This is a genomic window from Acidovorax sp. 93 (assembly GCF_003633835.1).
Lineage (GTDB): Bacteria > Pseudomonadota > Gammaproteobacteria > Burkholderiales > Burkholderiaceae_C > Acidovorax > Acidovorax facilis.
Genome location: NZ_RBIT01000001.1, coordinates 3,316,344 through 3,340,159, shown reverse-complemented (window position 1 = coordinate 3,340,159; position 23,816 = coordinate 3,316,344). Strand labels below are relative to the sequence as shown.

The following is a 23,816-nucleotide window of genomic DNA, read 5'->3' as shown; positions in this document are numbered from 1 at the left end:
TGCGCCATGACCACGGCTGCCGAGATCCAGCATCTGCAACAACACGGTTTGTATTCATCGGGTAACGAACACGACGCCTGCGGCCTCGGGTTTGTGGCCCACATCAAGGGCATCAAGCGCCACGACATCGTGACGCAGGCTCTGAAGATTCTGGAAAACATCGACCACCGTGGCGCGGTGGGTGCCGACCCGCTGATGGGCGACGGCGCCGGCATCCTGATCCAGATCCCTGACGCGCTGTACCGCGAAGAGATGGCCAAGCAAGGCGTGACCTTGCCAGCAGCGGGCGAATACGGTGTGGGCATGATCTTCCTGCCTAAGGAGCATGCCTCGCGTCTGGCCTGCGAGCAGGAGATGGAGCGCGCCATCAAGGCTGAAGGCCAGGTGCTGCTGGGCTGGCGCGATGTGCCGGTCAATGTGGACATGCCCATGTCCCCCACCGTGCGCAAGAAGGAGCCCATCCTGCGCCAGGTGTTCATCGGCCGTGGCAACGACGTGATCGTGCAGGATGCGCTGGAGCGCAAGCTGTACGTGATCCGCAAGACGGCCAGCGCCAACATCCAGGCCCTCAAGCTCAAGCACAGCAAGGAATACTACGTTCCCTCCATGTCCAGCCGCACGGTGGTCTACAAGGGCCTGCTGCTGGCCGACCAGGTGGGCGTGTACTACAAGGACCTGTCCGACGAGCGCTGCGTCTCGGCCATCGGTCTGGTGCACCAGCGTTTCTCCACCAACACCTTCCCCGAGTGGCCGCTGGCCCACCCCTACCGCTATGTGGCGCACAACGGTGAAATCAACACCGTCAAGGGCAACTACAACTGGATGAAGGCGCGCGAAGGCGTAATGGCCTCGCCGGTGTTGGCCGCCGACCTGCAAAAGCTCTACCCCATCAGCTTCGCCGACCAGTCCGACACCGCCACGTTCGACAACTGCCTCGAACTGCTGACCATGGCCGGCTACCCCATCAGCCAAGCCGTGATGATGATGATCCCCGAGCCCTGGGAGCAGCACACCACCATGGACGAGCGCCGCCGCGCCTTCTATGAATACCACGCTGCCATGCTGGAGCCTTGGGACGGCCCGGCCTCCATCGTGTTCACCGATGGTCGCCAGATCGGCGCCACGCTGGACCGCAACGGCCTGCGCCCCTCGCGCTACTGCATCACCGACGACGATCTGGTCATCATGGGCTCCGAGTCGGGTGTGTTGCCGGTGCCCGAGAACAAGATCGTGCGCAAGTGGCGCCTGCAGCCCGGCAAGATGTTCCTGATCGACCTGGAACAAGGCCGCATGATCGACGACGACGAGCTAAAAGCCAACATCGTCAACACCAAGCCCTACAAGCAGTGGATCGAAAACCTGCGGATCAAGCTCGACAGCATTGACGCGGGCGCGCAAGTGGCCGCACCGCAGCCTGCCGATCTGCCGCTGCTCGACCGCCAGCAGGCCTTCGGTTACACGCAGGAAGACATCAAGTTCCTGATGGCGCCCATGGCCAAGAATGGTGAAGAGGGCATTGGCTCGATGGGCAATGACAGTCCGCTGGCTGTGCTGTCGGGCAAGAACAAGCCGCTGTACAACTACTTCAAGCAGCTGTTCGCCCAGGTGACGAACCCGCCGATCGATCCGATCCGCGAAGCCATCGTGATGTCGCTCAACAGCTTCATCGGACCCAAGCCGAACCTGCTGGACATCAACCAGGTCAACCCGCCGATGCGGCTCGAAGTGAGCCAGCCCGTGCTCGACTTTGCCGGCATGGCCAAGCTGCGCGACATTGAAAAGTACACGCAAGGCAAGTTCAAGAGCGTGACCATCGACATCACCTACCCACTGAACTGGGGCCGTGAGGGGGTGGAAGCCAAGCTCGCCTCGTTGTGCGCGCAGGCTGTGGATGCCATCAAGGGCGGCGCCAACATCCTGATCGTGAGCGACCGCGCCGTGAGCGCTACCCAGGTGGCAATCCCTGCGCTGCTGGCGTTGTCCGCCATCCACCAGCACTTGGTGGGAGCGGGCCTGCGCACCACGGCCGGCCTGGTGGTCGAGACGGGCACCGCGCGCGAAGTGCACCACTTCGCCGTGCTGGCGGGTTACGGCGCCGAGGCCGTGCACCCCTACCTCGCCATGGAAACCCTGGCCGAGATGCACAAGGACCTGGGCGGTGACCTGTCGGCCGACAAGGCCATCTACAACTACGTCAAGGCGATCGGCAAGGGCCTGTCCAAGATCATGTCCAAGATGGGTGTGAGCACCTACATGAGCTACTGCGGCGCCCAGTTGTTCGAGGCCATCGGCCTCAACACGGAAACCGTGGGCAAGTACTTCACCGGCACCGCCAGCCGCGTGGAAGGCATCGGCGTGTTCGAGATCGCCGAAGAAGCCATCCGCATGCACAAGGCGGCGTTTGGTGACGACCCCGTGCTCGAGACCATGCTGGACGCCGGTGGCGAATACGCCTGGCGCGCCCGGGGCGAAGACCACATGTGGACGCCCGATGCGATTGCCAAGCTGCAGCACAGCACGCGCGCCAACAACTGGAACACGTACAAGGAATACGCCCAGCTGATCAACGACCAGAGCAAGCGCCACATGACGCTGCGCGGCCTGTTCGAGTTCAAGATCGACCCCGCCAAGGCGATCCCGGTCGACGAAGTCGAGCCCGCCAAGGAAATCGTCAAGCGCTTCGCCACGGGCGCCATGTCGTTGGGTTCCATCTCCACCGAGGCCCACGCCACGCTCGCCGTGGCCATGAACCGCATCGGCGGCAAGAGCAACACCGGCGAAGGTGGTGAGGACGCCGCACGCTACCGCAACGAACTCAAGGGCATTCCGATCAAGAAGGGCGATACGCTCAAGAGCGTGATTGGTGCCGAGAACGTTGAGGTCGACCTGCCCCTGCAGGACGGCGACTCGCTGCGCAGCCGCATCAAGCAGGTGGCGTCGGGCCGCTTTGGTGTCACGGCCGAATACCTGTCGTCGGCCGACCAGATCCAGATCAAGATGGCCCAGGGTGCCAAGCCCGGCGAGGGTGGTCAGCTGCCGGGTGGCAAGGTCTCCAATTACATCGGCAAGCTGCGCCACAGCGTGCCCGGCGTGGGCCTGATCTCGCCCCCGCCGCACCACGACATCTACTCGATTGAGGATCTGGCCCAGCTGATCCACGATCTGAAGAACGTGGCACCGCACGCAGGCATCAGCGTCAAGCTGGTCTCTGAAGTGGGCGTGGGCACCATCGCCGCAGGCGTGGCCAAGTGCAAGAGCGACCACGTGGTGATCGCAGGGCATGACGGCGGCACGGGCGCTTCGCCCTGGTCGTCCATCAAGCACGCGGGCGGTCCGTGGGAAATCGGCCTGGCCGAAACCCAGCAGACGCTGGTGCTGAACCGCCTGCGCGGCCGCATCCGTGTGCAGGCCGACGGCCAGATGAAGACCGGCCGCGACGTCGCCATCGGCGCACTGCTGGGTGCTGACGAGTTCGGCTTTGCCACGGCACCGCTGGTGGTGGAAGGCTGCATCATGATGCGCAAGTGCCACCTGAACACCTGCCCCGTGGGCGTGGCCACCCAAGACCCCGAACTGCGCAAGAAGTTCTCGGGCAAGCCCGAGCACGTGGTGAACTATTTCTTCTTCATCGCCGAAGAAGTGCGCCAGATCATGGCCCAACTGGGCATTCGCAAGTTCGACGACCTGATCGGCCGCACCGATCTGCTCGACATGCGCCAGGGACTGGAACACTGGAAGGCACGTGGCCTGGACTTCAGCCGCCTGTTCGCCCAGCCCAACGTGCCCGCCGATGTGCCGCGCTTCCACGTGGACGTGCAGGACCACAACATCGAGCACACGCTGGACCGCAAGCTCATCGAGCGCAGCAAGCCCGCCATTGAAAAGGGCGAGCGCGTGCAGTTCATCGAGGTGGCGCGCAACGTGAACCGCTCGGTCGGCGCCATGCTGTCCGGCGCTGTCACCCGCGTGCACCCCGAAGGCCTGCCCGACGATAGCATCCGTATCCAGCTCGAAGGCACGGGCGGCCAGTCGTTCGGTGCGTTCCTCACGCGCGGCATCACGCTGTACCTGATCGGCGACGCCAACGACTACACGGGCAAGGGTCTGTCGGGAGGCCGCGTGGTCGTGCGCCCCAGCATCGATTTCCGCGGTGACGCCGTGCGCAACACCATCGTTGGCAACACCGTGATGTACGGCGCCACCACGGGCGAAGCCTTCTTCAGCGGCGTTGCCGGTGAGCGTTTCGCCGTGCGTCTGTCGGGCGCCACCGCCGTGGTGGAGGGCACGGGCGACCACGGTTGCGAATACATGACCGGGGGCACCGTGGTGGTGCTTGGGAAGACCGGCCGCAACTTCGCGGCGGGCATGAGCGGCGGCGTGGCGTACGTGTACGACGAAGACGGTCAGTTCGACACCCGCTGCAACATGTCCATGGTGACGCTGGAGCGCATCCTGCCCGCCACCGAGCAGGAAGCCACGGTGCCGCGCTCGATCTGGCACAACGGACAGACCGACGAAGCCCAGCTCAAGAAGCTGCTGGAAGACCACAACCGATGGACGGGCAGCAAGCGCGCACGCGAGCTGCTCGACAACTGGGCCGCATCGCGCAGCAAGTTCGTCAAGGTCTTCCCGACCGAGTACAAGCGTGCGTTGGCTGAAATTTATGAACGAAAAGTGCTGGAGGAGTCCGCTACACCAGCGGTAGCTGCTACCAAAAAAGAAGTGGCACCCGCCAAGTAAGGCGACGTCACCCACCTTCGCACAGCATTCATAGACAAGGACATCGTCATGGGAAAAACTACCGGCTTCATGGAATACGAGCGCATCGAAGAGGGCTACAAGCCTGTGCCCGAGCGCTTGAAGCACTACAAGGAATTTGTCATCGGGCTGGATGAAAGCCAGGCCAAGGTGCAAGGCGCGCGCTGCATGGACTGCGGCACGCCGTTCTGCAACAACGGCTGCCCGGTAAACAACATCATTCCGGACTTCAACGATTTGGTGTACCACGCGGACTGGAAGAGCGCGATTGAGGTGCTGCACAGCACCAACAACTTCCCCGAGTTCACCGGCCGCATCTGCCCCGCACCCTGCGAGGCCGCCTGCGTGCTCAATGTGAACGACGACGCCGTGGGCATCAAGTCCATCGAGCACGCGATCATTGACCGTGCGTGGGAGGAGGGCTGGGTACAGCCACGCGTTGCCAAGCACAAAACGGGCAAGAAGGTGGCCGTGGTGGGCTCTGGCCCCGCAGGTATGGCGGCAGCACAGCAACTCGCGCGCGCTGGCCACAGCGTCACGCTGTTTGAAAAGAACGACCGCGTGGGCGGGCTGCTGCGCTACGGCATTCCGGACTTCAAGATGGAGAAGTCGCACATTGACCGCCGCGTCAAGCAGATGGAAGCCGAAGGCGTGGTCTTCCGCACCGGCGTGTTCGTGGGCGCCGCCAAGGACGGACTGGGCAAAGATTCCAAGGTCACCAACTGGGCCAAGGAAACTGTCACGCCCGAGCAGTTGAACAAGGAGTTCGATGCCGTGCTGCTGACCGGTGGCGCTGAGCAATCGCGCGATCTGCCCGTGCCGGGCCGTGACCTCGATGGCATCCACTTCGCGATGGAGTTCTTGCCGCAGCAGAACAAGGTCAACGCCGGCGACAAGCTCAAGGGCCAGTTGCGCGCCGATGGCAAACACGTCGTCGTGATTGGTGGCGGCGACACCGGTAGCGACTGCGTGGGTACCAGCAACCGCCATGGCGCCGTGAGCGTCACCCAGTTTGAGTTGATGCCCCAGCCGCCCGAAGAGGAAAACCGCCCGCTGACCTGGCCTTACTGGCCGATCAAGCTGCGCACCAGCTCCAGCCACGAAGAGGGTTGCGAGCGCGAGTTCGCCATCTCCACCAAGGAGTTCATCGGCGAAAAGGGCAAGGTCACCGGCCTCAAGACCGTGCGTGTGGAGTTCAAGGACGGCAAGATGGTCGAGGTGGCCGGGTCTGAGAAGATCCTGAAGGCCGATCTGGTGCTGCTGGCCATGGGCTTTGTGAGCCCGGTGGCTGCCGTGCTGGAAGCTTTTGGCGTGGACAAGGATGCCCGGGGCAATGCCCGCGCCACGACCGACTTCGATGGCGGTTATGCCACCAACGTGCCCAAGGTTTTCGCTGCTGGCGACATTCGGCGTGGTCAGTCGCTGGTCGTCTGGGCCATCCGCGAAGGCCGTCAGGCCGCGCGTGCAGTCGATGAGTTCCTCATGGGCTACTCAGATCTGCCGCGCTGATCGGCTGCGGAACATGCGATCGAAACGGCGCTGCGGCGCCGTTTTTCATGGCGGGTTAGTCAGGGCGTAAAGCGATCGGTGGATATGACCCTGGCAGTTGGGAGGGGAGGGGCGGCGGACGCATTCTTGGGCGAGGCCACCGACTGGACCCGGCGCGCGCCCGCCAGTCCAGGTGGATGGCCCCGCCTTCCACGTCTGCGCATCTTTATTGGCACAATCGAGGGTTCTGTCAATCCGGGGTTGTATGGCGTCTGAGCGATCATTCATCTCATGATGCAGATGCTTCAAGATGCAAACATACATGTATGTATGTTTGCATCTTGAGCTACCATCGCGGCTTCCTGCGGCCCGAGGAATCACTGCGTGGTGACTGATGACCCGGAATCCTGAATCTTTTTTGCATGCCTGACCCCTCCCTCCTTGCCGAACTGCGCAATGTCACGTTCTCCTACGGAGACCGCGACATCCTGCGCGACGTTTCGCTGACCGTGCCGCGTGGCAAGGTCACGGCGCTGATGGGTGCCTCCGGTGGGGGCAAGACCACGGTGCTGCGCCTGATAGGGGGGCAGCAGCGGGCTTCGGGCGGTGAAGTCCTGTTTGATGGGCAGGACGTGGGTCGCCTTGATGCGTCTGGCTTGTACGCCGTCCGTCGCCGGATGGGGATGCTGTTCCAGTTCGGGGCGTTGTTCACTGACCTGAGTGTTTTCGAGAATGTGGCCTTTCCGCTCAGGGAGCACACCGACCTTTCCGAAGCGCTGATCCGCGACGTGGTCCTCATGAAACTGCATGCCGTGGGCCTGCGCGGCGCACGTGATCTCATGCCCAGCGAGATTTCGGGGGGAATGGCCCGGCGGGTGGCCCTGGCCCGTGCCATTGCGCTGGACCCGGAGCTGGTCATGTATGACGAGCCTTTTGCGGGGCTGGACCCCATTTCCCTGGGTACGGCGGCGCAGCTGATCCGCCAGCTCAATGATGCAATGGGCCTCACGAGCATCGTGGTCTCGCACGACCTGGAGGAAACCTTCCGGCTGGCAGACCACGTGATCATCCTCGGGGCTGGCGTGGTGGCTGCTCAGGGCACGCCAGATGAGGTGCGTGCCAGCACGGACCCCCTGGTCCACCAGTTTGTCAATGCCTTGCCCACAGGGCCGGTACCCTTTCATTACCCTGGCCCTGACGAGGTGCAGGACTTCGGACCTGTGGGAGGGCGTGCACGGTGAGCTGGTACAACCCCTCCGATGTCGGTTTTGCCGTGCGCCAAAAGCTGGCCGACATTGGCATGGGCGCGCGTCTTTTTGTACGGCTGGTGCGGATGGTGGGTGCCACCTTCATGCGGCCTTCGCTGGTGCGCGACCAGGTGCATTTTCTGGGCAACTACTCGCTGGCCATCATCGCAGTGTCCGGCCTGTTTGTAGGGCTGGTGCTGGGGCTGCAGGGGTATTACACGCTGCAGCGCTACGGTTCAGCAGAAGCGCTGGGTCTTCTGGTCACGCTGTCGCTGGTGCGGGAGCTGGGGCCCGTGGTCACCGCCTTGCTGTTTGCGGGGCGGGCGGGCACGTCGCTGACGGCCGAGATTGGTTTGATGCGTGCTGGCGAGCAGCTCAGCGCGATGGAAATGATGGCGGTGGACCCCGTCCAGCGCATTCTGGCGCCCCGCTTCTGGGCCGGCGTGATCACCATGCCCCTGCTGGCGGCGGTGTTCAGTGCGGTGGGGGTGATTGGTGGCTGGAGCGTGGGCGTGCTCATGATCGGCATCGACCCCGGCGCTTTCTGGAGCCAGACGCAGGGCGGCGTTGACGTGTGGAAAGACGTGGGCAACGGGGTGCTCAAAAGCGTGGTGTTCGGCGTTGCCGTCACCTTTGTGGCGTTGCTGCAGGGCTTTACTGCCAAGCCCACGCCCGAGGGCGTGTCGCGTGCCACTACGCGCACCGTGGTGATGGCGTGCCTGGCCGTGCTGGGGCTCGACTTCGTCCTCACGGCCCTGATGTTCAGTATCTGAGCTGGCGATGCTGGCAGTGAAGAGGAAATAAACAATGCAACGCTCCAAAAACGATCTCTGGGTTGGGCTGTTCGTGATGCTGGGTGCCGTGGCGCTGGTGTTTCTGGCGCTCCAGTCCGCCAATTTGCTGAGCCTGAATTTCCAGTCCGGCTACCGCATCACGGCGCGTTTTGACAACATCGGCGGGCTCAAGCCCCAGGCTGCGGTGCGCGGTGCGGGCGTGGTGGTCGGGCGTGTGGAGTCCATCACGTTCGACGACAAGACCTACCAGGCGCGGGTGACGCTGGCGATGGAAAACCGCTACGCTTTCCCGAAGGACAGCTCCCTCAAGATTCTCACCAGCGGCCTGTTGGGTGAGCAGTACATCGGTATTGAGGCCGGGGCGGACGAGAAGAACCTTGTTGCGGGCGACATGGTCACCGCGACCCAGTCTGCCGTGGTGCTCGAAAACCTCATTGGACAGTTTCTCTACAGCAAAGCCGAAGACGGCGGTAAGCCCGCAGGGGCAGGTGACAAGAAATGAAGAACTTTGAAACAACCACCCTGCCCACCGGCTCCAAGCAGCAGGGCTTGCCACGTGCGCTGGGCGGTTCGGCGCTGCTGTTGGCCGGTGCGCTGCTTTCGGGCTGTGCCACCGTGGCCAATCCCGACCCGCGTGATCCGCTGGAATCCTACAACCGGAGCATGACCAACTTCAACGAGCAAGTTGATGCCATGGTGCTCAAGCCGGTAGCGATTGCCTACCAGGACATCGCGCCCGCCCCCGTGCGCACGGGGGTGAGCAACTTTTTCGCCAACATCGGCGATGTCTGGTCGTTTGTGAACAACGTGCTGCAACTGCGCGCGGAGGCTGCCGCCTCGACGTTCATGCGCGTCAATGTCAACACCTTCATGGGTCTCGGCGGGGTGCTCGATATCGCCAGTGAGCTGGGCATAGACCGCTACAAGCAGGACTTTGGCCTGACGCTGGGCCGATGGGGCGTGGGAACTGGCCCATACCTGGTGCTGCCGGTTCTCGGCCCGTCCACGGTGCGCGACACCTTTGCGCTCCCGGTGGACATGAAGGGCAACGTGGTGAGCTATGTGGACCCGGTCTCGGCCCGGAACACGCTGTATGCACTGCGAGTGGTGGACACGCGCGCCAATCTTTTGCGGGCAAGCTCCGTCCTCGACAGTGCCGCGCTGGACAAGTACAGCTTCACGCGGGACGTTTTCCTGCAGGTGCGCAGCCAGGCTGGCGAGCCCCAGAACAGCAAGGGCTCGGATGGCAAAGACGGCAACGACGGCGTGCTGCCGCAAGAGCCTCCCCGTTGAGGTGATTTCCAGGGGGCTGCCCGCCGATGGCGGCCATAGCGCGGGCGATCGTGTTGCACTTGCTTGCACACCGCAACGCCCGCGACGCATGCGTTGTTTCTGCGGCCACCACAATGCAACACGGGCATGCCGGATGGCGGCTCATGACTGAATGAGAAAGTAGAGGATAGAGGACATGATGAACCGACGTTCCCTGGGCCACCTGGCACTGTGTGCTGCCGCCGTGGCATCTCTGGGCTTGCCGCTGGCCGCTCAAGCGGCAGACGAAGCGCCGGACGCGATGATCAAGCGCCTGTCCACCGACGTGCTCAACACTGTGAAGTCCGACAAGGCGATTCAGGGCGGCGACTTGACCAAGGTGATCGCGCTGGTGGACAAGACCGTGATGCCCAACGTCAACTTTCGCCGCATGACTGCCGCTGCCGTGGGGCCAGGCTGGCGCCAGGCCACGCCCGAGCAGCAAAAACGCCTGCAGGACGAGTTCAAGATCTTGCTGGTGCGCACCTATGCGGGTGCGCTGGCGCAGGTCAACGACCAAAGCATCCAGGTCAAGCCGTTGCGCGCTGCGCCCGAAGACAAGGACGTGCTGGTGCGCACCGAAATCGTGGGCCGTGGCGACCCCATTCAGCTTGACTACCGCCTCGAAAAAACCCCTGGCGACGGCGCAGGCTGGAAGATCTACAACCTGAATGTGCTGGGTGTCTGGCTGGTGGAAACCTACCGGGGCCAGTTTGCCCAGGAGATCAACGCCAAGGGTATTGATGGCCTGATCGAGACCCTGGCTGCGCGCAACAAAGCCAACTCCACCGCCAAGGGCTGAGCCTCCTCCATGCTGGTTCTCCCCCCCGAGCTGACCCACCGCCAGGCCACAGCCTGCCTGCAGATGCTTCTGCAGGGGCTGCGCGTGCACCGTGAAAGTGGTGTGGTGGTGGATGCGAGCGCGATGACGGTGTTTGACAGCTCGGCCCTGGCCGTCCTGCTGGAATGCCGGCGTGAGGCGCTGTCAGTGGGCAAGACCTTTGCCGTGCAGGGGTTGCCCACGGCGCTGCGCGGCATGGCGGGCTTGTACGGCGTTGGCACCTTGCTCACGCCCGTGTCCTGAGGCTGCATACCCTCCGCCATAACGCAGTTCGGGGCAAGGCCGTAAAATCAGGGGCTTCATGCCCGCAGTCTCCTTCCAAGCCATCTCCAAGACCTTTGCCACGCCCAAAGGCCCTTTTCAGGCACTGAACCAGGTCAACCTGGACATTGAGGAGGGCGAGTTCTTCGGACTCCTCGGCCCCAACGGTGCCGGTAAAACCACCCTGATCAGCATCCTCGCGGGCCTGGCGCGCGCCAGCAGCGGCCGTGTGCTGGTGCAGGGCAGCGACGTGCAGGCCGACTTTGCCGAGGCGCGCCGCAAGCTCGGTGTGGTGCCGCAGGAACTGGTGTTCGACCCCTTCTTCAACGTGCGCGAATCGCTGCGCATCCAGTCCGGCTATTTCGGCGTGAAGAACAACGACGCCTGGATCGACGAGCTGCTGGAGAACCTGGGCCTTACCGACAAGGCCAACGCCAACATGCGGCAACTCTCGGGCGGTATGAAGCGCCGCGTGCTCGTGGCGCAGGCGCTGGTGCACAAGCCGCCCATCATCGTGCTCGATGAACCAACGGCTGGCGTGGACGTGGAGCTGCGCCAGACCCTTTGGCACTTTGTCGCGCGCCTGAACAAGGAAGGCCACACGGTGTTGCTGACCACGCATTACCTGGAAGAAGCCGAAGCCCTGTGTGGCCGCATTGCCATGCTCAAGTCCGGCCAGATCGTAGCGCTGAACCGCACCAGCGAACTGCTGCAGGCGGCTTCAGGCAGCATCCTGCAGTTCAAGACCGATGCGGCTTTGCCACCCGCCCTGGCGATGGCGGCGCGTGTCACCGGTCGTATCGTGCAACTGCCCGCGCACGACGCCGCAGAGATCGAAAGCCACCTGGCAGCGCTGCGCGTAGCGGGCGTAGAGGTGCATGACATGGAGATCCGCAGGCCGGACCTGGAGGATGTGTTCTTGCAGGTGATGTCCGGTACGTCTGCGTCCAACATCCCACTCGAAGGTGTCGCGCTATGACCGGCTGGCAGACCCTGTTCTACAAGGAAGTCCTGCGGTTCTGGAAGGTCAGCTTCCAGACCGTTGCCGCGCCGGTGCTCACGGCCGTGTTGTACCTGCTGATCTTCGGTCACGTGCTCGAAGACCACGTCAAGGTCTACGACCGCATCAGCTACACCGCCTTTCTGGTGCCCGGCCTCGTGATGATGAGCGTGCTGCAAAACGCCTTTGCCAACAGCTCGTCGAGCCTGATCCAGAGCAAGATCATGGGCAGTCTGGTGTTTGTGCTGCTCACGCCGCTGTCGCACTGGGCCTGGTTTGTGGCCTATGTGGGCTCGTCCATGGTGCGCGGGCTGGTGGTGGGGCTGGGTGTGTTCATCGTCACGCTGGCTTTTGCGCGGCCAGAGTTTGCGGCGCCGCTGTGGATACTGGTGTTTGCGGTGCTGGGCGCGGGCCTGCTGGCCACGTTGGGGCTCATTGCCGGGCTGTGGGCCGACAAGTTTGATCAGCTCGCCGCGTTCCAAAACTTCGTGGTCGTGCCCATGACGTTCCTCTCGGGCGTGTTCTATTCCATCCAGTCGCTGCCGCCGTTCTGGCAGACCGTGAGCCACCTCAACCCGTTTTTCTACATGATTGACGGGTTCCGCTATGGCTTCTTTGGCCAGAGCGATACCTCGCCCTGGCTCAGCCTCAGCATCGTGGGCATCGCCTGGCTGGCCGTGAGCTTTCTCGCCGTGCACCTGCTGCGCACCGGCTACAAAATTCGCAACTGATTCCGAGCCCAACATGACCGCTGACCAACTCAAAGACATCATCGCCGCCGGCCTGGCCTGCGAACACATCACGCTGGAGGGCGATGGGCGCCACTGGTACGCCACCATCGTCTCGGCCGAGTTCGAGGGCAAGCGCGCCATCCAACGCCACCAGCGCGTGTACGCCACGCTGGGCGCGAAAATGCATACGGATGAAGTTCACGCGCTGTCGATGAAGACCTTCACCCCCGCCGAGTGGGCGGCGCAAGCGCAGTGACACTGCCTGTCTGGTTACTCATTTATTGATAGCATTTGGTGCTTGATAGATAAGCGCTAAGGGCCATTTTCATTCATATTTTGGTTGTTAGATAGAGATGGACAAACTCCTGATTCGCGGCGGACGCACCTTGCAAGGCGAGGTGCTGGTCTCTGGCGCCAAGAACGCCGCCTTGCCGGAGTTGTGTGCCGCGCTGCTCACCGCCGACCCGGTGACCCTGCTCAACGTGCCCCAGCTGCAGGATGTGAGCACCATGCTCAAGCTCATCCGCAATATGGGCGTGACCGCAGAGCGCGCCGACGACGGCACGGTGCGCATCGACGCCAGTGCGCTCAACACGCCCGAGGCGCCGTACGAGTTGGTCAAGACCATGCGTGCCTCGGTGCTGGCGCTGGGCCCGCTGCTGGCCCGCTTTGGCGAGGCCACGGTGTCGCTGCCCGGCGGCTGCGCCATCGGTTCGCGCCCGGTGGACCAGCACATCAAGGGCCTGGCCGCCATGGGCGCCGAGATCGTGGTCGAACACGGCTACATGATCGCCAAGTTGCCTGCGGGTTGGACGCGTTTGAAGGGCGCGCGCATCACCACCGACATGGTCACGGTGACGGGCACCGAAAACTTCCTCATGGCCGCTGCGCTGGCCGAAGGCGAGACGGTGCTGGAAAACGCCGCGCAAGAACCTGAGATTTCGGACCTGGCCGAGATGCTGATCGCCATGGGCGCGAAGATCGAAGGCCATGGCACCAGCCGCATCCGCATCCAGGGCGTGGACCAACTGCACGGCTGCACCCACCGCGTGGTGGCCGACCGCATCGAGGCTGGCACCTTCCTCTGCGCTGTGGCAGCCACGGGTGGTGATGTGGTGCTGCGCCATGGCCGCGCCGACCACCTGGATGCGGTGATCGAAAAGCTGCGTGAGGCCGGTGCCACCGTGCAAGCGGTCGAGGGCGGTATCCGCGTGCAAAGCGCGGGCGGCGCCACGCTCAAGGCCCAGGGCTTTCGCACCACCGAGTACCCCGGTTTCCCCACCGACATGCAGGCCCAGTTCATGGCGCTCAACTGCATTGCGCAGGGCACGGCCACGGTGACCGAAACGATTTTTGAAAACCGCTTCATGCATGTCAATGAGCTGGTGCGGCTGGGTGCCAAGATCCAGACCGATGGCAAGGTGGCTGTCATCGAAGGCGTGCCCCGCCTGTCCGGCGCCACCGTGATGGCCACCGACCTGCGCGCCTCCGCCAGCCTGGTCATCGCGGGCCTGGTGGCCGACGGCGAAACCGTGGTGGACCGCATCTACCACCTGGACCGCGGCTACGACTGCATGGAAGCCAAACTGCGCGGCATTGGCGCCGACATCGAACGAGTAAAAGCATGAGCAGCAACATGATCACCCTGGCGCTTTCGAAGGGCCGCATCTTCGACGAAACCCTGCCGCTGCTGGCCGCTGCAGGCATCGAGGTGCTCGAAGACCCCGAAAAATCGCGCAAGCTCATCCTGCCCACGAACCAGCCCAACGTGCGTGTGGTGCTGGTGCGCGCCACCGACGTTCCCACCTATGTGGAATACGGCGGCGCCGACATCGGCGTGACCGGCAAGGACACCCTGATCGAACACGGTGGCCAGGGGCTGTACCAGCCGCTGGACCTGCAGATTGCCAAGTGCCGCGTGAGCGTTGCCGTGCGCAACGACTTCGACTACGAGCGTGCTGTCAAGCAGGGCTCGCGCCTGAAGGTCGCCACCAAGTACACGTCGATTGCGCGTGACTTCTTTGCCACCAAGGGCGTGCATGTCGACATGGTCAAGCTTTACGGCAGCATGGAACTGGCGCCGCTCATCGGCCTGGCCGATGCCATCGTCGACCTGGTGTCCACCGGCAACACGCTCAAGGCCAACCACCTGGTGGAGGTCGAGCGCATCATGGACATCAGCTCCTACCTCGTGGTCAACCAGGCCGCGCTCAAGCTCAAGCAGGCACCGCTGCGCCGCATCATTGATGCGTTTGCTTCGGCCATCCCTGCCCCCAAGAACTGAACCCACCGTAGAACGCACTATGACTTTGGTAGCTGCTCCCGCCCGTCTGTCCACCGCTGCGGCCACTTTTGAGGCTGATTTTGCAGCCCGCCTGCATTGGTCTGCCGACACCGACGCGGCCATCGAGCAGCGCGTGGCCGACATCCTGGCCGACGTGCAAAAGCGCGGCGATGCGGCGGTGCTGGAATACACCGCCCGCTTCGACGGCCTCTCGGCACCGAACATGGCCGCGCTGGAGCTGACCCAGGCCGACTTCAAGGCCGCGTTTGACGCCATCCCCCAGGCCCAGCGCGACGCGCTGCAGGCAGCCGCCAAGCGCGTGCGCAGCTACCACGAGGCGCAGAAGAAGGCGTCGGGAGAGAGCTGGAGCTACCGCGACGAGGACGGCACTCTGCTGGGCCAGAAGGTCACGCCGCTGGACCGCGTGGGCATCTACGTGCCCGGCGGCAAGGCCGCCTACCCGTCGAGCCTGCTGATGAACGCCATCCCGGCCCACGTAGCGGGAGTGCAGGAAATAATCATGGTCGTGCCCACCCCCGTGCGTGGCAGCGTGGCGACCGGCGGAACGGGCGAGGGCACCTCGACGAAGGGCGAGCGCAACGAGCTGGTGCTGGCCGCCGCCTACGTGGCCGGTGTGACCCGCGCCTTCACCATCGGCGGCGCCCAGGCCGTGGCCGCGCTGGCCTACGGCACGGCCACCGTGCCCAAGGTGGACAAGATCACCGGCCCCGGCAACGCCTATGTGGCCAGCGCCAAGAAGCGCGTGTTCGGCACCGTGGGCATCGACATGATCGCGGGCCCGAGCGAAATCCTGGTGCTGGCCGATGGCACCACACCGCCCGACTGGGTGGCCATGGACCTCTTCAGCCAAGCCGAGCATGACGAGCTGGCGCAGAGCATCCTGCTGTGCCCTGACGCCGCCTACCTCGACGCCGTGCAGCGCGAGATCGACCGCCTGCTGCCCACCATGCCGCGCGCCGAGATCATCGCCAAGAGCCTCACCGGCCGGGGCGCCCTGATCCTCACCAAGGACATGGAAGAAGCCTGCGCCATCAGCAACCGCATCGCACCGGAACACCTGGAAGTGAGCAGCACTGACCCGCACCGCTGGGAGCCTTTGCTGCGCCACGCCGGAGCGATCTTTCTAGGGGCCTACACCTCCGAAAGCCTGGGCGACTACTGCGCAGGCCCCAACCACGTGCTGCCCACCAGCGGCACGGCACGCTTCTCCTCCCCGCTGGGCGTGTACGACTTCCAGAAGCGCAGCAGCATCATCGAAGTGAGCGAAGCTGGTGCCCAGGTGCTGGGCACCATCGCCGCCGAGCTGGCCTACGGCGAGGGCTTGCAGGCCCACGCGCAGGCGGCCGAGATGCGGCTCAAAGCTGGAGCTAAGCCGCGCTGATCGCCCCCCGGGGCAGGGCACCCTGTGTGGGTGCCGACGCCTTGGGCTGAGATGCGGCGGGTGCAGGCGGACAGGCGGCTCCTGCCACCGCCCGGTGTTGTGCCCAGTTCAGCCGCGCGGGCCGGTGGCCTTCGGCACTGACCCGCAGTCGCACGGGTCCGGTGAAGGACAGGCGCTGGCCGGCCTCCAGAAAATAGTCCTCCAGAAGACCATCACAGGTCACCCAGACGCGGCCCTGTTCGACTTCGAGCAGGGCTATCTCGCCCGCGCGGAAGTCCAGCACCTGGACAGCCTGCAAGGGCGGCAGCGGCTGGCGCTTCCATTGCAGCGTGAGAGGAACCGCAGGCTGGCTGGGCAGTGCGGGCGACGGTGGGGTGGGGGTGTGCAGCGTGTTCATGCCTTCACTGTGCGGCCACCTGCGATGCGCCACCAGCCACAGGCCTGCACAATCTGGGCCAGTACAGAACAGCAAACCAACCCATCTGTACTGGTCGTACTGGGATGCCTCTGTACTGTCTATCGACCAGAGGGCCAGTACAGAATGCAGCATGGCCACCGATGACGCACCCCCGCTGTACCTCCAGATTGCCGAGCAACTCGCGCAGCTGATCCGCAACGGCACCCTGGCGCGCGGCGAAAAGCTGCCGTCGGTGCGTGAGCTGGCGCGCCAGCACGGCGTGGCGCAGACCACGGTGGTGCAGGCCTACCACTGGCTCGAAGATGCGCGCCTGATCACGGCCCGCCCGCGCTCGGGCTTTTTTGTGGCGGCGCGGCCGGTGAGCCTGCCCGAGCCCAGCACGCCGCGCCCGATGCGCCGCCCCCGCGAGGTGTCGGTGGACTGGCTAGGCCAGCGCATCCTGGGGCGCAACCAGCCGGTGGACATGATCTCGTACAGCAGCGGCACGCCCGGCCCCGAGCTGTTCAACCCCGACCGCGTGCGCCGCGCCGTGGTGCGCGCCGCGCAGCGCCACCGCAACCTGCTGTGCACTTACCCCGGTTCGTCGGGCCATGAGGACGCGCGCCGCGCCCTGGCGCGCTATGCCGTCAGCCTGGGCTGCAGCCTGGACCCCGAGAACATCGTGATCACCGGCGGCTGCATGGACTCCATTGCGCTGTGCCTGCGCGCGGTGACGCAGCCGGGCGACGTGGTGGCGCTGGAGTCACCCACGCATTTTTCGTTTCTGGAGGTGCTGCAGGGCCTGCACCTCAAGGCGCTGGAGATTCCCACCCACCCGCGCAACGGACTGTCTCTTGATGCGCTGCAGCTCGCGCTGGACACCCAGCCCGTCAAGGCCGTGATGGTGGTGCCCACGCTCAGCAACCCGCTGGGCAGCTGCATGCCCCAGGCCGAGCGCAGGCGCCTGGTGCAGATGGCGGCGCGGCACGACATGGCGGTCATCGAGGACGCGATCTACAACGATCTGGTCGAGGTGGACGAGATGCGCCGCACCGTCAAGTCGTACGACACCACAGGCCATGTGATGTTGTGCGACTCGTTCTCCAAGACGCTGGCGCCGGGCCTGCGCCTGGGCTGGCTGGAGGCCGGCCGCTGGGCCGACAAGCTGCGCGCCATCAAGGACCTGCAGGCGGGTGGCCAGTCCGCCGTGCTGGAGCTGGCCCTGGCCGACCTCATCACCCAGACGGGCCACGCCGCCGCCATGCGCCAGCTGCGTGCGGCCGTGGCGGCGCGCATGGATGAGGTGCGCCATGTGATTGCCGCGCACTTCCCGCAGGGTACGCGCGTGAGTGACCCGCCCGGCGGCCTGCTGCTGTGGCTGGAGCTGCCGCGCGCGCTCGATTCCGTGCAACTGCACGAGGCCTGCCTGGCCCGGCAGATCCTGATCGCACCCGGCACGGTGTTCAGCGCCAGCGGGCGGTTCCGCAACTGCCTGCGCATTGGCGTGGGCGGCGACTGGTCGCCTGCCCATCTGGAGGCGCTGCGCACCGTGGGTGACATGGCGTGCCAGATGCTGCAGGGCGGGGCACAGCGCAAGGCGGCTTGATTGTGGTGTTTTAATCAACACGAAGTTCGTGGTACACGAAGTTCGTGTAATATTTAGTCCATGAAAAACATCACCGTGACCATGGACGACACCGTTGCCGAATGGGTCCGCGTGGAAGCCGCCAAGCGCGGCAGCAGCGTCTCGCGCCTGCTCGGTGAATGGCTGGCCGAAAAGATGCGCCAGGAAGACGCTTACGCCCAGGCCATGCGCGAGGCGCTGGGGTTTGAGAGCTGGGGCGCCTCCAGCGGGCCCTATGTGCCGCGCGAAACCTTGTTTCTGCGCTGAACGGGGCAAAACGCATGGCCACCGTCCCCATCTTTGTCGATACCGAAATCCTGCTCGCCAGCGTGGACGACCGCGATACCGGGCGCCAGGCGCGGGCGCGTGAATGGATCAGCTTTTGCTGGCAGACGCGCAGCGGCCGCATCAGCTCGCAGGTGCTCAACGAGCTGTACAACCAGGCCATCCAGCGTTTTGATGGCCCCCACGTGCTGCAGCAGGTGCGCGCCCAGGTGCGCCGCCTGCGCGTGTGGCTGCCGCCGCACCTCGACTCCTACACGGTGGACGGCGCCTGGGACCTGCAGGACCGCTACCGCCTGGGCTACTGGGATGCGCTCATCCTCTCGTCCGCCCATCAGCAGGGCTGCCGCTACCTGCTCACCGAAGCGTTGCCACACGACCAGCCGATGGACGCCGTGCGGCCGATCAACCCTTTTCTTGTCACCCCCAACGAACTGGACACCACCGAATGACTACTCCTGCGTCGTCTCCTCTCCAAGCCCTGGCCCGTATCCGCCCCGACGTGCGCGCCATGCACGCTTACGGCGTGCAGCCCTCCACCGGCATGCTCAAGATGGACGCGATGGAGAACCCGTTCCGCCTGCCCGCGCACCTCCAGGCCGCGCTGGGCCAGCGCCTGGGCGCGGTGGCGCTCAACCGCTACCCCGGCGACCGCCTGCTGGACCTGAAGGCGGCGCTCGCGAAATACGCCGGGATGCCCGAGGGCTACGGCATCGTGCTGGGCAACGGCTCCGATGAACTCATCACCCTGCTGGCCCTGGCCTGCGCACAGCCCGGCACGGGCCAGCGCGCCACCATGCTGGCGCCCATGCCGGGTTTTGTGATGTACCCGCTGTCTGCGCAGCTGCAGGGCCTGGACTTTGTCGGCGTGCCGCTCACGCCCGACTTCGAGCTGGATGAGCCCGCCATGCTGGCCGCCATCGCGCAGCACAACCCCGCCATCACCTACATCGCCTACCCCAACAACCCCACGGCCACGCTGTGGGACGAGGGCGCAGTGCAGCGCATCATCGACGCCGCGGGCGCTCAGGGCGGCATCGTGGTCATGGACGAGGCCTACCAGCCCTTTGCCAGCCGCACCTGGATCGACCGCATGCGGGCCGAGCCCGCGCGCAACGCGCACGTGCTGCTCATGCGCACGCTCAGCAAGTTTGGTCTGGCAGGCGTGCGGCTGGGCTACCTCATCGGGCCCTCGGCGTTCGTGAGCGAGATCGACAAGGTGCGCCCGCCCTACAACGTGAGCGTACTCAACTGCGAAGCCGCCCTGTTTGCTCTGGAACACGCCGAAGTTTTCGCCGCCCAGGCGGCGGAAATCCGTGCCGAACGCACCACGCTCATCGCAGCCCTGCGCCAGATGCCGGGTGTCGAAAAGTGCTGGGACAGCGAGGCCAACATGGTGCTGATCCGTGTGGCGGATTCCGCCAAGGCCTACGAGGGCATGAAAAACCGCAAGGTGCTCGTCAAGAACGTTTCTACAATGCACCCATTGCTGGCCAACTGCCTGCGCCTGACGGTAGGCAATGCCGAAGACAACGCGCAGATGCTGGCCGCACTCCAAGCCTCCTTATGACCTCCTCCGCACTTGTACCCTCCGCCCCATCGGCCGACCCGATGGCCGACCGCATCGCCGAGGTCAGCCGCAACACCGCCGAAACGCGCATCAGTGTGCGCATCAACCTCGACGGCACCGGCCAGGCGAAGCTGCACACCGGCATCGGCTTCTTCGACCACATGCTCGACCAGATCGCCCGCCATGGGCTGATCGACCTCGACATCGACTGCGAGGGTGACCTGCACATCGACGGCCACCACACCGTGGAAGACGTGGGCATCACGCTGGGCCAGGCTTTTGCGCGCGCCGTGGGCGACAAGAAAGGCATCCGCCGCTACGGGCATGCCTACGTGCCGCTGGACGAAGCGCTGTCGCGTGTGGTGGTGGATTTCTCGGGCCGCCCCGGGCTGCACATGGATGTGAAGTTCACCTCCGGCAGCATCGGCCAGCTCGACACGCAACTGGTGTTCGAGTTCTTCCAGGGCTTTGTGAACCACGCGGGCGTCACGCTGCACATCGACAACCTCAAGGGCGTCAACGCACACCACCAGTGCGAGACCATCTTCAAGGCGTTCGGGCGCACGCTGCGTGCGGCGCTGGAGCATGATCCGCGCTCGGCCGGTGTCATCCCCTCCACCAAGGGTTCGTTGTGAAATTTTGGGTTAAATCAGGCGCTATCGCGTGATGGATAAGCGCTAGTAGCTATGAATATGGAAGCAAAAACAGTGGCGGTCGTGGACTACGGCATGGGCAACCTGCGCTCGGTGTCGCAGGCCGTGCAGGCCGCCGCCGAGGGCACGGGCTGGACCGTGGTCGTCACCCAGCGCCCCGAAGACGTGCGCGCCGCCCAGCGCATCGTGCTGCCAGGGCAGGGCGCCATGCCCGACTGCATGCGCGAGCTGCGCGAGTCCGGCCTGCAGGAATCGGTGCTCGAAGCCGCTGCCTCCAAGCCAATGTTCGGCGTGTGCGTGGGCATGCAGATGCTGCTGGACCATAGCGCCGAGGGGGATACGCCGGGCCTGGGCCTCATCCCTGGCGACGTGCTCAAGTTCGACCTGGCAGGCCGCACCCAGCCTGACGGCAGCCGCTTCAAAGTGCCCCAGATGGGCTGGAACCAGGTGCGGCAGATGCCCCACGCCCACCACGGCGGTGGCGTGCACCCGGTGTGGGCTGGCGTGCCGGACAGCAGCTACTTTTACTTTGTGCACAGTTTCTACGCCGTGCCGCAAAATCCTGCCCACTGCGCAGGGCAAACGGACTACGGCGGTTTGTTCGCCGCCGCCATTGCACGCGATAATATTTTTGCGACCCAGTTTCACCCGGAGAAAAGCGCGGAGCATGGCTTGGCCCTGTACCGCAATTTTCTGCACTGGAATCCCTGATCCCTTAACCGCCACCCGTTCGGGCCGAGCTGCGTCTCGCCCTTTTTCACCCGAACTTCACCACCATGCTGCTCATCCCCGCCATCGACCTCAAAGACGGCCACTGCGTACGCCTCAAACAAGGCGATATGGACCAATCCACCACATTTGGTGAAGACCCCGCCGCCATGGCGCGCAAATGGGTGGATGCCGGTGCACGCCGCCTGCACCTGGTGGACTTGAACGGTGCGTTTGCGGGCGTGCCCAAGAACTACAGCGCCATCAAGTCCATCCTGAAAGAGGTGGGCGACGACATTCCCGTGCAGTTGGGCGGCGGTATCCGCGACCTGGACACCATCGAGAAATACATCGACGGCGGCCTGCGCTACGTGATCATCGGCACGGCTGCGGTCAAGAACCCTGGCTTCCTCAAAGACGCCTGCAGCGCCTTCGGCGGCCACATCATCGTGGGGCTCGACGCCAAGGACGGCAAGGTGGCCACCGACGGCTGGAGCAAGCTCACCGGCCACGAGGTCGTGGACCTGGCCAAGAAGTTCGAGGACTGGGGCGTCGAATCCATCATCTACACCGACATCGGCCGCGACGGCATGCTCTCGGGCATCAACATCGACGCCACGGTGAAGCTGGCCCAGGCTTTGAGCATCCCCGTGATCGCCTCGGGCGGCCTGTCGAACATGACCGATATCGAGCAGCTGTGCGCGGTGGAGAGCGAAGGCGTCGAAGGTGTGATCTGTGGCCGTGCCATCTACAGCGGCGACCTCGACTTTGCTGCGGCGCAAGCGCGTGCCGACGAACTGAACGGCTGAAACCGATCACCCCCTGAGCGGCTTCGCCGCTTCCCCCCGGGGACGACGCCAGTGGCCTGGCGAAGTCAGTTCCACGGCGTCTGCTGGCCTCGGTAGCGCCTAATCAACGAATCGCTCACTGACATGCTCGCAAAACGAATCATTCCCTGTCTTGACGTCACCGGAGGCCGTGTGGTCAAGGGCGTCAATTTCGTCGAGCTGCGCGACGCAGGCGACCCGGTCGAAATTGCCGCGCGCTACAACGCGCAGGGCGCTGACGAGCTCACCTTCCTCGATATCACCGCCACCAGCGATGGCCGTGACCTCATCCTGCACATCATCGAGGCCGTGGCCAGCCAGGTGTTCATTCCACTCACCGTGGGTGGCGGCGTGCGCACTGTGGAAGACGTGCGCAGGCTGCTCAATGCGGGCGCCGACAAGACCAGTTTCAACTCGGCCGCGATTGCCAACCCTGACGTCATCAACGCCGTGTCTGCCAAGTACGGTGCTCAATGCATCGTGGTGGCCATCGACGCCAAGCGCCGCTCGGCCGAGGATGCGCAGCGCCTGGGCGCCAACGGTCAGCCCGTGGGTGCGGGCTGGGACGTGTACAGCCACGGGGGGCGCAAGAACACCGGCCTGGACGCCATTGCCTGGGCCACTGAGATGGCGCGGCGCGGTGCGGGCGAAATCCTGCTGACCAGCATGGACCGCGACGGCACCAAGGCAGGCTTTGACCTGGAGCTGACCCGCGCAGTGAGCGATGCGGTGAGCGTGCCCGTGATCGCCTCGGGCGGGGTGGGTAACCTGGACCACCTGGCCGACGGCATCCAGACCGGTGGTGCCGACGCGGTGCTGGCCGCCAGCATCTTCCATTACGGCGAATACACCGTGGGCCAGGCCAAGGCCCGCATGGCCGAGCGCGGCATTCCGGTGCGTCTGTGACGACGCCATTCGCGGGCGCGCGTTGGGCGCTAGTGGTGGCCCTGGCGGCCACGGCACTGCCCGCTGCGGCGCAGCAGGTGCCGCCCCCGTCGTATGCGAGTTTTTCTGAGCGCCTGCCCTGTGTGCACCGCATTGGCCGCTGCTTTGACGCGACCATCGGCGGCAAGCCGGTGGAGGTGATTGCCGACAAGGCCGAATTCGAGAAGCTCAAGGCCCTGCTCCAGACGCTGAACAGCAATGTGCGTGACGTGCACTGGATAGTGCGCGAACCCGTGTTGGGCACGCTCGCGCTGGACGTGGAAACCCGCGCCAACACGCTGGGTTTGCCGCTGGTGGGCGATGAGAAGGAAGAGCCCGATGTCACCGTCTATGCCCTCGACGGCCAAGATCTGGAGAGCGAATCGGAGCTGGTAGCGCAGCAAAGCGTGCGCGTGAATGGCCAGCCCGTGGTGACGCAGCAGGAAACCCTCACGCAGGATTTTCTGCCCCCGGGGCGCTATGCGTTTGCCATCAAGTACCTGGGCCGCAAGAACTGGGATCGCAAGTGGGTGTTTTTGACCGTGGCGAAGTAAATACTTGACCAAAAGTGGTTCTGGCGCTGAGTGTGAAAGCGCTGATAGCTATTGTTTTTGTAGTCAGATTTACGCGCTGCGCAGTGCTGCAATTGGCTGCAAGCTGCCCGACGATGCATCTGGTTTTTCATTGAACTCTCATTTTGATAGCTGCTAGCGC

At 64.5% G+C, this 23,816-nt stretch carries 24 protein-coding genes; 23 read left to right on the top strand and 1 reads right to left on the bottom strand.

The window, feature by feature from the left end; genetic code table 11:
* Positions 1–6 precede the first annotated feature (6 nt).
* The 14 genes from C8C93_RS15240 to hisD all read left to right on the top strand — a co-directional run bounded on the left by C8C93_RS15240 (position 7) and on the right by hisD (position 16,117).
* On the top strand, positions 7–4,740 hold the full coding sequence (locus tag C8C93_RS15240; protein WP_121422425.1) for a glutamate synthase-related protein: 4,734 nt from the start codon (positions 7–9) through the stop codon (positions 4,738–4,740).
* Positions 4,741–4,788: 48 nt separating this feature from the next.
* Complete coding sequence (locus tag C8C93_RS15235; RefSeq protein WP_121507449.1) at positions 4,789–6,267, top strand: glutamate synthase subunit beta; 1,479 nt, start codon at positions 4,789–4,791, stop codon at positions 6,265–6,267.
* Positions 6,268–6,668: 401 nt separating this feature from the next.
* Entirely contained in the window at positions 6,669–7,487 is an 819-nt protein-coding gene (locus tag C8C93_RS15230; RefSeq protein ID WP_121422427.1) for an ABC transporter ATP-binding protein, read from the top strand.
* Positions 7,484–8,266: a lipid asymmetry maintenance ABC transporter permease subunit MlaE gene (gene mlaE, locus C8C93_RS15225; protein ID WP_055399256.1), complete on the top strand. Its 783-nt coding sequence runs from the start codon at positions 7,484–7,486 to the stop codon at positions 8,264–8,266. The genes C8C93_RS15230 and mlaE overlap by 4 nt, the downstream gene beginning before the upstream one ends.
* A gap of 34 nt (positions 8,267–8,300) precedes the next feature.
* Positions 8,301–8,789: an outer membrane lipid asymmetry maintenance protein MlaD gene (gene mlaD / locus C8C93_RS15220; protein ID WP_121507448.1), complete on the top strand. Its 489-nt coding sequence runs from the start codon at positions 8,301–8,303 to the stop codon at positions 8,787–8,789.
* Positions 8,786–9,580 (top strand): VacJ family lipoprotein, encoded by a 795-nt coding sequence (locus C8C93_RS15215; RefSeq protein WP_055399252.1) that lies wholly within the window; start codon positions 8,786–8,788, stop codon positions 9,578–9,580. The genes mlaD and C8C93_RS15215 overlap by 4 nt, the downstream gene beginning before the upstream one ends.
* A gap of 175 nt (positions 9,581–9,755) precedes the next feature.
* Complete coding sequence (locus tag C8C93_RS15210) at positions 9,756–10,400, top strand: phospholipid-binding protein MlaC (protein WP_121507447.1); 645 nt, start codon at positions 9,756–9,758, stop codon at positions 10,398–10,400.
* A gap of 9 nt (positions 10,401–10,409) precedes the next feature.
* On the top strand, positions 10,410–10,682 hold the full coding sequence (locus C8C93_RS15205; protein WP_055399248.1) for an STAS domain-containing protein: 273 nt from the start codon (positions 10,410–10,412) through the stop codon (positions 10,680–10,682).
* A 58-nt stretch (positions 10,683–10,740) separates the two neighbouring features.
* Positions 10,741–11,679: an ABC transporter ATP-binding protein gene (locus C8C93_RS15200; protein ID WP_055399246.1), complete on the top strand. Its 939-nt coding sequence runs from the start codon at positions 10,741–10,743 to the stop codon at positions 11,677–11,679.
* On the top strand, positions 11,676–12,431 hold the full coding sequence (locus C8C93_RS15195) for an ABC transporter permease (RefSeq protein WP_121507446.1): 756 nt from the start codon (positions 11,676–11,678) through the stop codon (positions 12,429–12,431). The genes C8C93_RS15200 and C8C93_RS15195 overlap by 4 nt, the downstream gene beginning before the upstream one ends.
* Before the next feature lie 13 nt (positions 12,432–12,444).
* Positions 12,445–12,687 carry a BolA family protein gene (locus C8C93_RS15190; protein WP_010462096.1) on the top strand — a complete coding sequence of 81 codons (243 nt, stop codon included), beginning with the start codon at positions 12,445–12,447 and terminating at the stop codon, positions 12,685–12,687.
* Between the two features lie 97 nt (positions 12,688–12,784).
* On the top strand, positions 12,785–14,059 hold the full coding sequence (gene murA / locus C8C93_RS15185) for a UDP-N-acetylglucosamine 1-carboxyvinyltransferase (RefSeq protein ID WP_121507445.1): 1,275 nt from the start codon (positions 12,785–12,787) through the stop codon (positions 14,057–14,059).
* On the top strand, positions 14,056–14,715 hold the full coding sequence (gene hisG, locus C8C93_RS15180) for an ATP phosphoribosyltransferase (protein WP_233559425.1): 660 nt from the start codon (positions 14,056–14,058) through the stop codon (positions 14,713–14,715). Before murA ends, hisG begins: the two co-directional genes overlap by 4 nt.
* A gap of 19 nt (positions 14,716–14,734) precedes the next feature.
* A complete protein-coding gene (hisD, locus tag C8C93_RS15175) occupies positions 14,735–16,117 on the top strand; it encodes a histidinol dehydrogenase (protein WP_121507444.1) in 1,383 nt (460 codons plus the stop codon).
* Here the strand turns inward: hisD and C8C93_RS15170 are convergent.
* A complete protein-coding gene (locus C8C93_RS15170) occupies positions 16,104–16,514 on the bottom strand; it encodes a DUF2917 domain-containing protein (RefSeq protein ID WP_121507443.1) in 411 nt (136 codons plus the stop codon). The genes hisD and C8C93_RS15170 overlap by 14 nt on opposite strands.
* Positions 16,515–16,665: 151 nt before the next feature.
* On the opposite strand from C8C93_RS15170, the gene C8C93_RS15165 reads away from it, so the two are divergent.
* The 9 genes from C8C93_RS15165 to C8C93_RS15125 all read left to right on the top strand — a co-directional run bounded on the left by C8C93_RS15165 (position 16,666) and on the right by C8C93_RS15125 (position 23,656).
* The gene (locus C8C93_RS15165) at positions 16,666–18,120 is read left to right on the top strand and encodes a PLP-dependent aminotransferase family protein (RefSeq protein ID WP_108497076.1); all 1,455 of its coding nucleotides are present in this window, start codon (positions 16,666–16,668) and stop codon (positions 18,118–18,120) included.
* Between the two features lie 60 nt (positions 18,121–18,180).
* Positions 18,181–18,405: a hypothetical protein gene (locus tag C8C93_RS15160; protein WP_015012682.1), complete on the top strand. Its 225-nt coding sequence runs from the start codon at positions 18,181–18,183 to the stop codon at positions 18,403–18,405.
* Positions 18,406–18,419: 14 nt separating this feature from the next.
* A complete protein-coding gene (locus C8C93_RS15155) occupies positions 18,420–18,872 on the top strand; it encodes a PIN domain-containing protein (RefSeq protein ID WP_121507442.1) in 453 nt (150 codons plus the stop codon).
* Complete coding sequence (gene hisC, locus C8C93_RS15150; RefSeq protein ID WP_121507441.1) at positions 18,869–19,990, top strand: histidinol-phosphate transaminase; 1,122 nt, start codon at positions 18,869–18,871, stop codon at positions 19,988–19,990. Before C8C93_RS15155 ends, hisC begins: the two co-directional genes overlap by 4 nt.
* Positions 19,987–20,625 carry an imidazoleglycerol-phosphate dehydratase HisB gene (gene hisB, locus C8C93_RS15145; RefSeq protein WP_121507440.1) on the top strand — a complete coding sequence of 213 codons (639 nt, stop codon included), beginning with the start codon at positions 19,987–19,989 and terminating at the stop codon, positions 20,623–20,625. The genes hisC and hisB overlap by 4 nt, the downstream gene beginning before the upstream one ends.
* 51 nt (positions 20,626–20,676) lie before the next feature.
* On the top strand, positions 20,677–21,354 hold the full coding sequence (gene hisH / locus C8C93_RS15140) for an imidazole glycerol phosphate synthase subunit HisH (protein ID WP_055399227.1): 678 nt from the start codon (positions 20,677–20,679) through the stop codon (positions 21,352–21,354).
* A gap of 65 nt (positions 21,355–21,419) precedes the next feature.
* On the top strand, positions 21,420–22,160 hold the full coding sequence (gene hisA, locus C8C93_RS15135; protein ID WP_121422435.1) for a 1-(5-phosphoribosyl)-5-[(5-phosphoribosylamino)methylideneamino]imidazole-4-carboxamide isomerase: 741 nt from the start codon (positions 21,420–21,422) through the stop codon (positions 22,158–22,160).
* Positions 22,161–22,283: 123 nt separating this feature from the next.
* Positions 22,284–23,084, top strand: coding sequence for an imidazole glycerol phosphate synthase subunit HisF (hisF, locus tag C8C93_RS15130; RefSeq protein WP_055399223.1), 801 nt, complete (start codon positions 22,284–22,286; stop codon positions 23,082–23,084).
* Positions 23,081–23,656 carry a hypothetical protein gene (locus tag C8C93_RS15125; RefSeq protein WP_055399221.1) on the top strand — a complete coding sequence of 192 codons (576 nt, stop codon included), beginning with the start codon at positions 23,081–23,083 and terminating at the stop codon, positions 23,654–23,656. The genes hisF and C8C93_RS15125 overlap by 4 nt, the downstream gene beginning before the upstream one ends.
* The last annotated feature ends 160 nt before the right edge of the window (positions 23,657–23,816 follow it).

Bases quoted from the DNA above. Each gene is read 5' to 3' on its own strand.
- hisA (WP_121422435.1), top strand. From the start codon at position 21,420: ATGCTGCTCATCCCCGCCATCGACCTCAAAGACGGCCACTGCGTACGC.
- hisC (WP_121507441.1), top strand. From the start codon at position 18,869: ATGACTACTCCTGCGTCGTCTCCTCTCCAAGCCCTGGCCCGTATCCGC.
- C8C93_RS15195 (WP_121507446.1), top strand. From the start codon at position 11,676: ATGACCGGCTGGCAGACCCTGTTCTACAAGGAAGTCCTGCGGTTCTGG.
- mlaD (WP_121507448.1), top strand. From the start codon at position 8,301: ATGCAACGCTCCAAAAACGATCTCTGGGTTGGGCTGTTCGTGATGCTG.
- hisH (WP_055399227.1), top strand. From the start codon at position 20,677: ATGAATATGGAAGCAAAAACAGTGGCGGTCGTGGACTACGGCATGGGC.
- C8C93_RS15205 (WP_055399248.1), top strand. From the start codon at position 10,410: ATGCTGGTTCTCCCCCCCGAGCTGACCCACCGCCAGGCCACAGCCTGC.
- C8C93_RS15240 (WP_121422425.1), top strand. From the start codon at position 7: ATGACCACGGCTGCCGAGATCCAGCATCTGCAACAACACGGTTTGTAT.
- C8C93_RS15165 (WP_108497076.1), top strand. From the start codon at position 16,666: ATGGCCACCGATGACGCACCCCCGCTGTACCTCCAGATTGCCGAGCAA.
- hisF (WP_055399223.1), top strand. From the start codon at position 22,284: ATGCTCGCAAAACGAATCATTCCCTGTCTTGACGTCACCGGAGGCCGT.
- murA (WP_121507445.1), top strand. From the start codon at position 12,785: ATGGACAAACTCCTGATTCGCGGCGGACGCACCTTGCAAGGCGAGGTG.
- C8C93_RS15215 (WP_055399252.1), top strand. From the start codon at position 8,786: ATGAAGAACTTTGAAACAACCACCCTGCCCACCGGCTCCAAGCAGCAG.
- C8C93_RS15210 (WP_121507447.1), top strand. From the start codon at position 9,756: ATGATGAACCGACGTTCCCTGGGCCACCTGGCACTGTGTGCTGCCGCC.
- C8C93_RS15200 (WP_055399246.1), top strand. From the start codon at position 10,741: ATGCCCGCAGTCTCCTTCCAAGCCATCTCCAAGACCTTTGCCACGCCC.
- C8C93_RS15155 (WP_121507442.1), top strand. From the start codon at position 18,420: ATGGCCACCGTCCCCATCTTTGTCGATACCGAAATCCTGCTCGCCAGC.
- C8C93_RS15170 (WP_121507443.1), bottom strand. From the start codon at position 16,514: ATGAACACGCTGCACACCCCCACCCCACCGTCGCCCGCACTGCCCAGC.
- hisB (WP_121507440.1), top strand. From the start codon at position 19,987: ATGACCTCCTCCGCACTTGTACCCTCCGCCCCATCGGCCGACCCGATG.
- hisD (WP_121507444.1), top strand. From the start codon at position 14,735: ATGACTTTGGTAGCTGCTCCCGCCCGTCTGTCCACCGCTGCGGCCACT.
- C8C93_RS15190 (WP_010462096.1), top strand. From the start codon at position 12,445: ATGACCGCTGACCAACTCAAAGACATCATCGCCGCCGGCCTGGCCTGC.
- hisG (WP_233559425.1), top strand. From the start codon at position 14,056: ATGAGCAGCAACATGATCACCCTGGCGCTTTCGAAGGGCCGCATCTTC.
- C8C93_RS15235 (WP_121507449.1), top strand. From the start codon at position 4,789: ATGGGAAAAACTACCGGCTTCATGGAATACGAGCGCATCGAAGAGGGC.
- C8C93_RS15160 (WP_015012682.1), top strand. From the start codon at position 18,181: ATGAAAAACATCACCGTGACCATGGACGACACCGTTGCCGAATGGGTC.
- C8C93_RS15230 (WP_121422427.1), top strand. From the start codon at position 6,669: ATGCCTGACCCCTCCCTCCTTGCCGAACTGCGCAATGTCACGTTCTCC.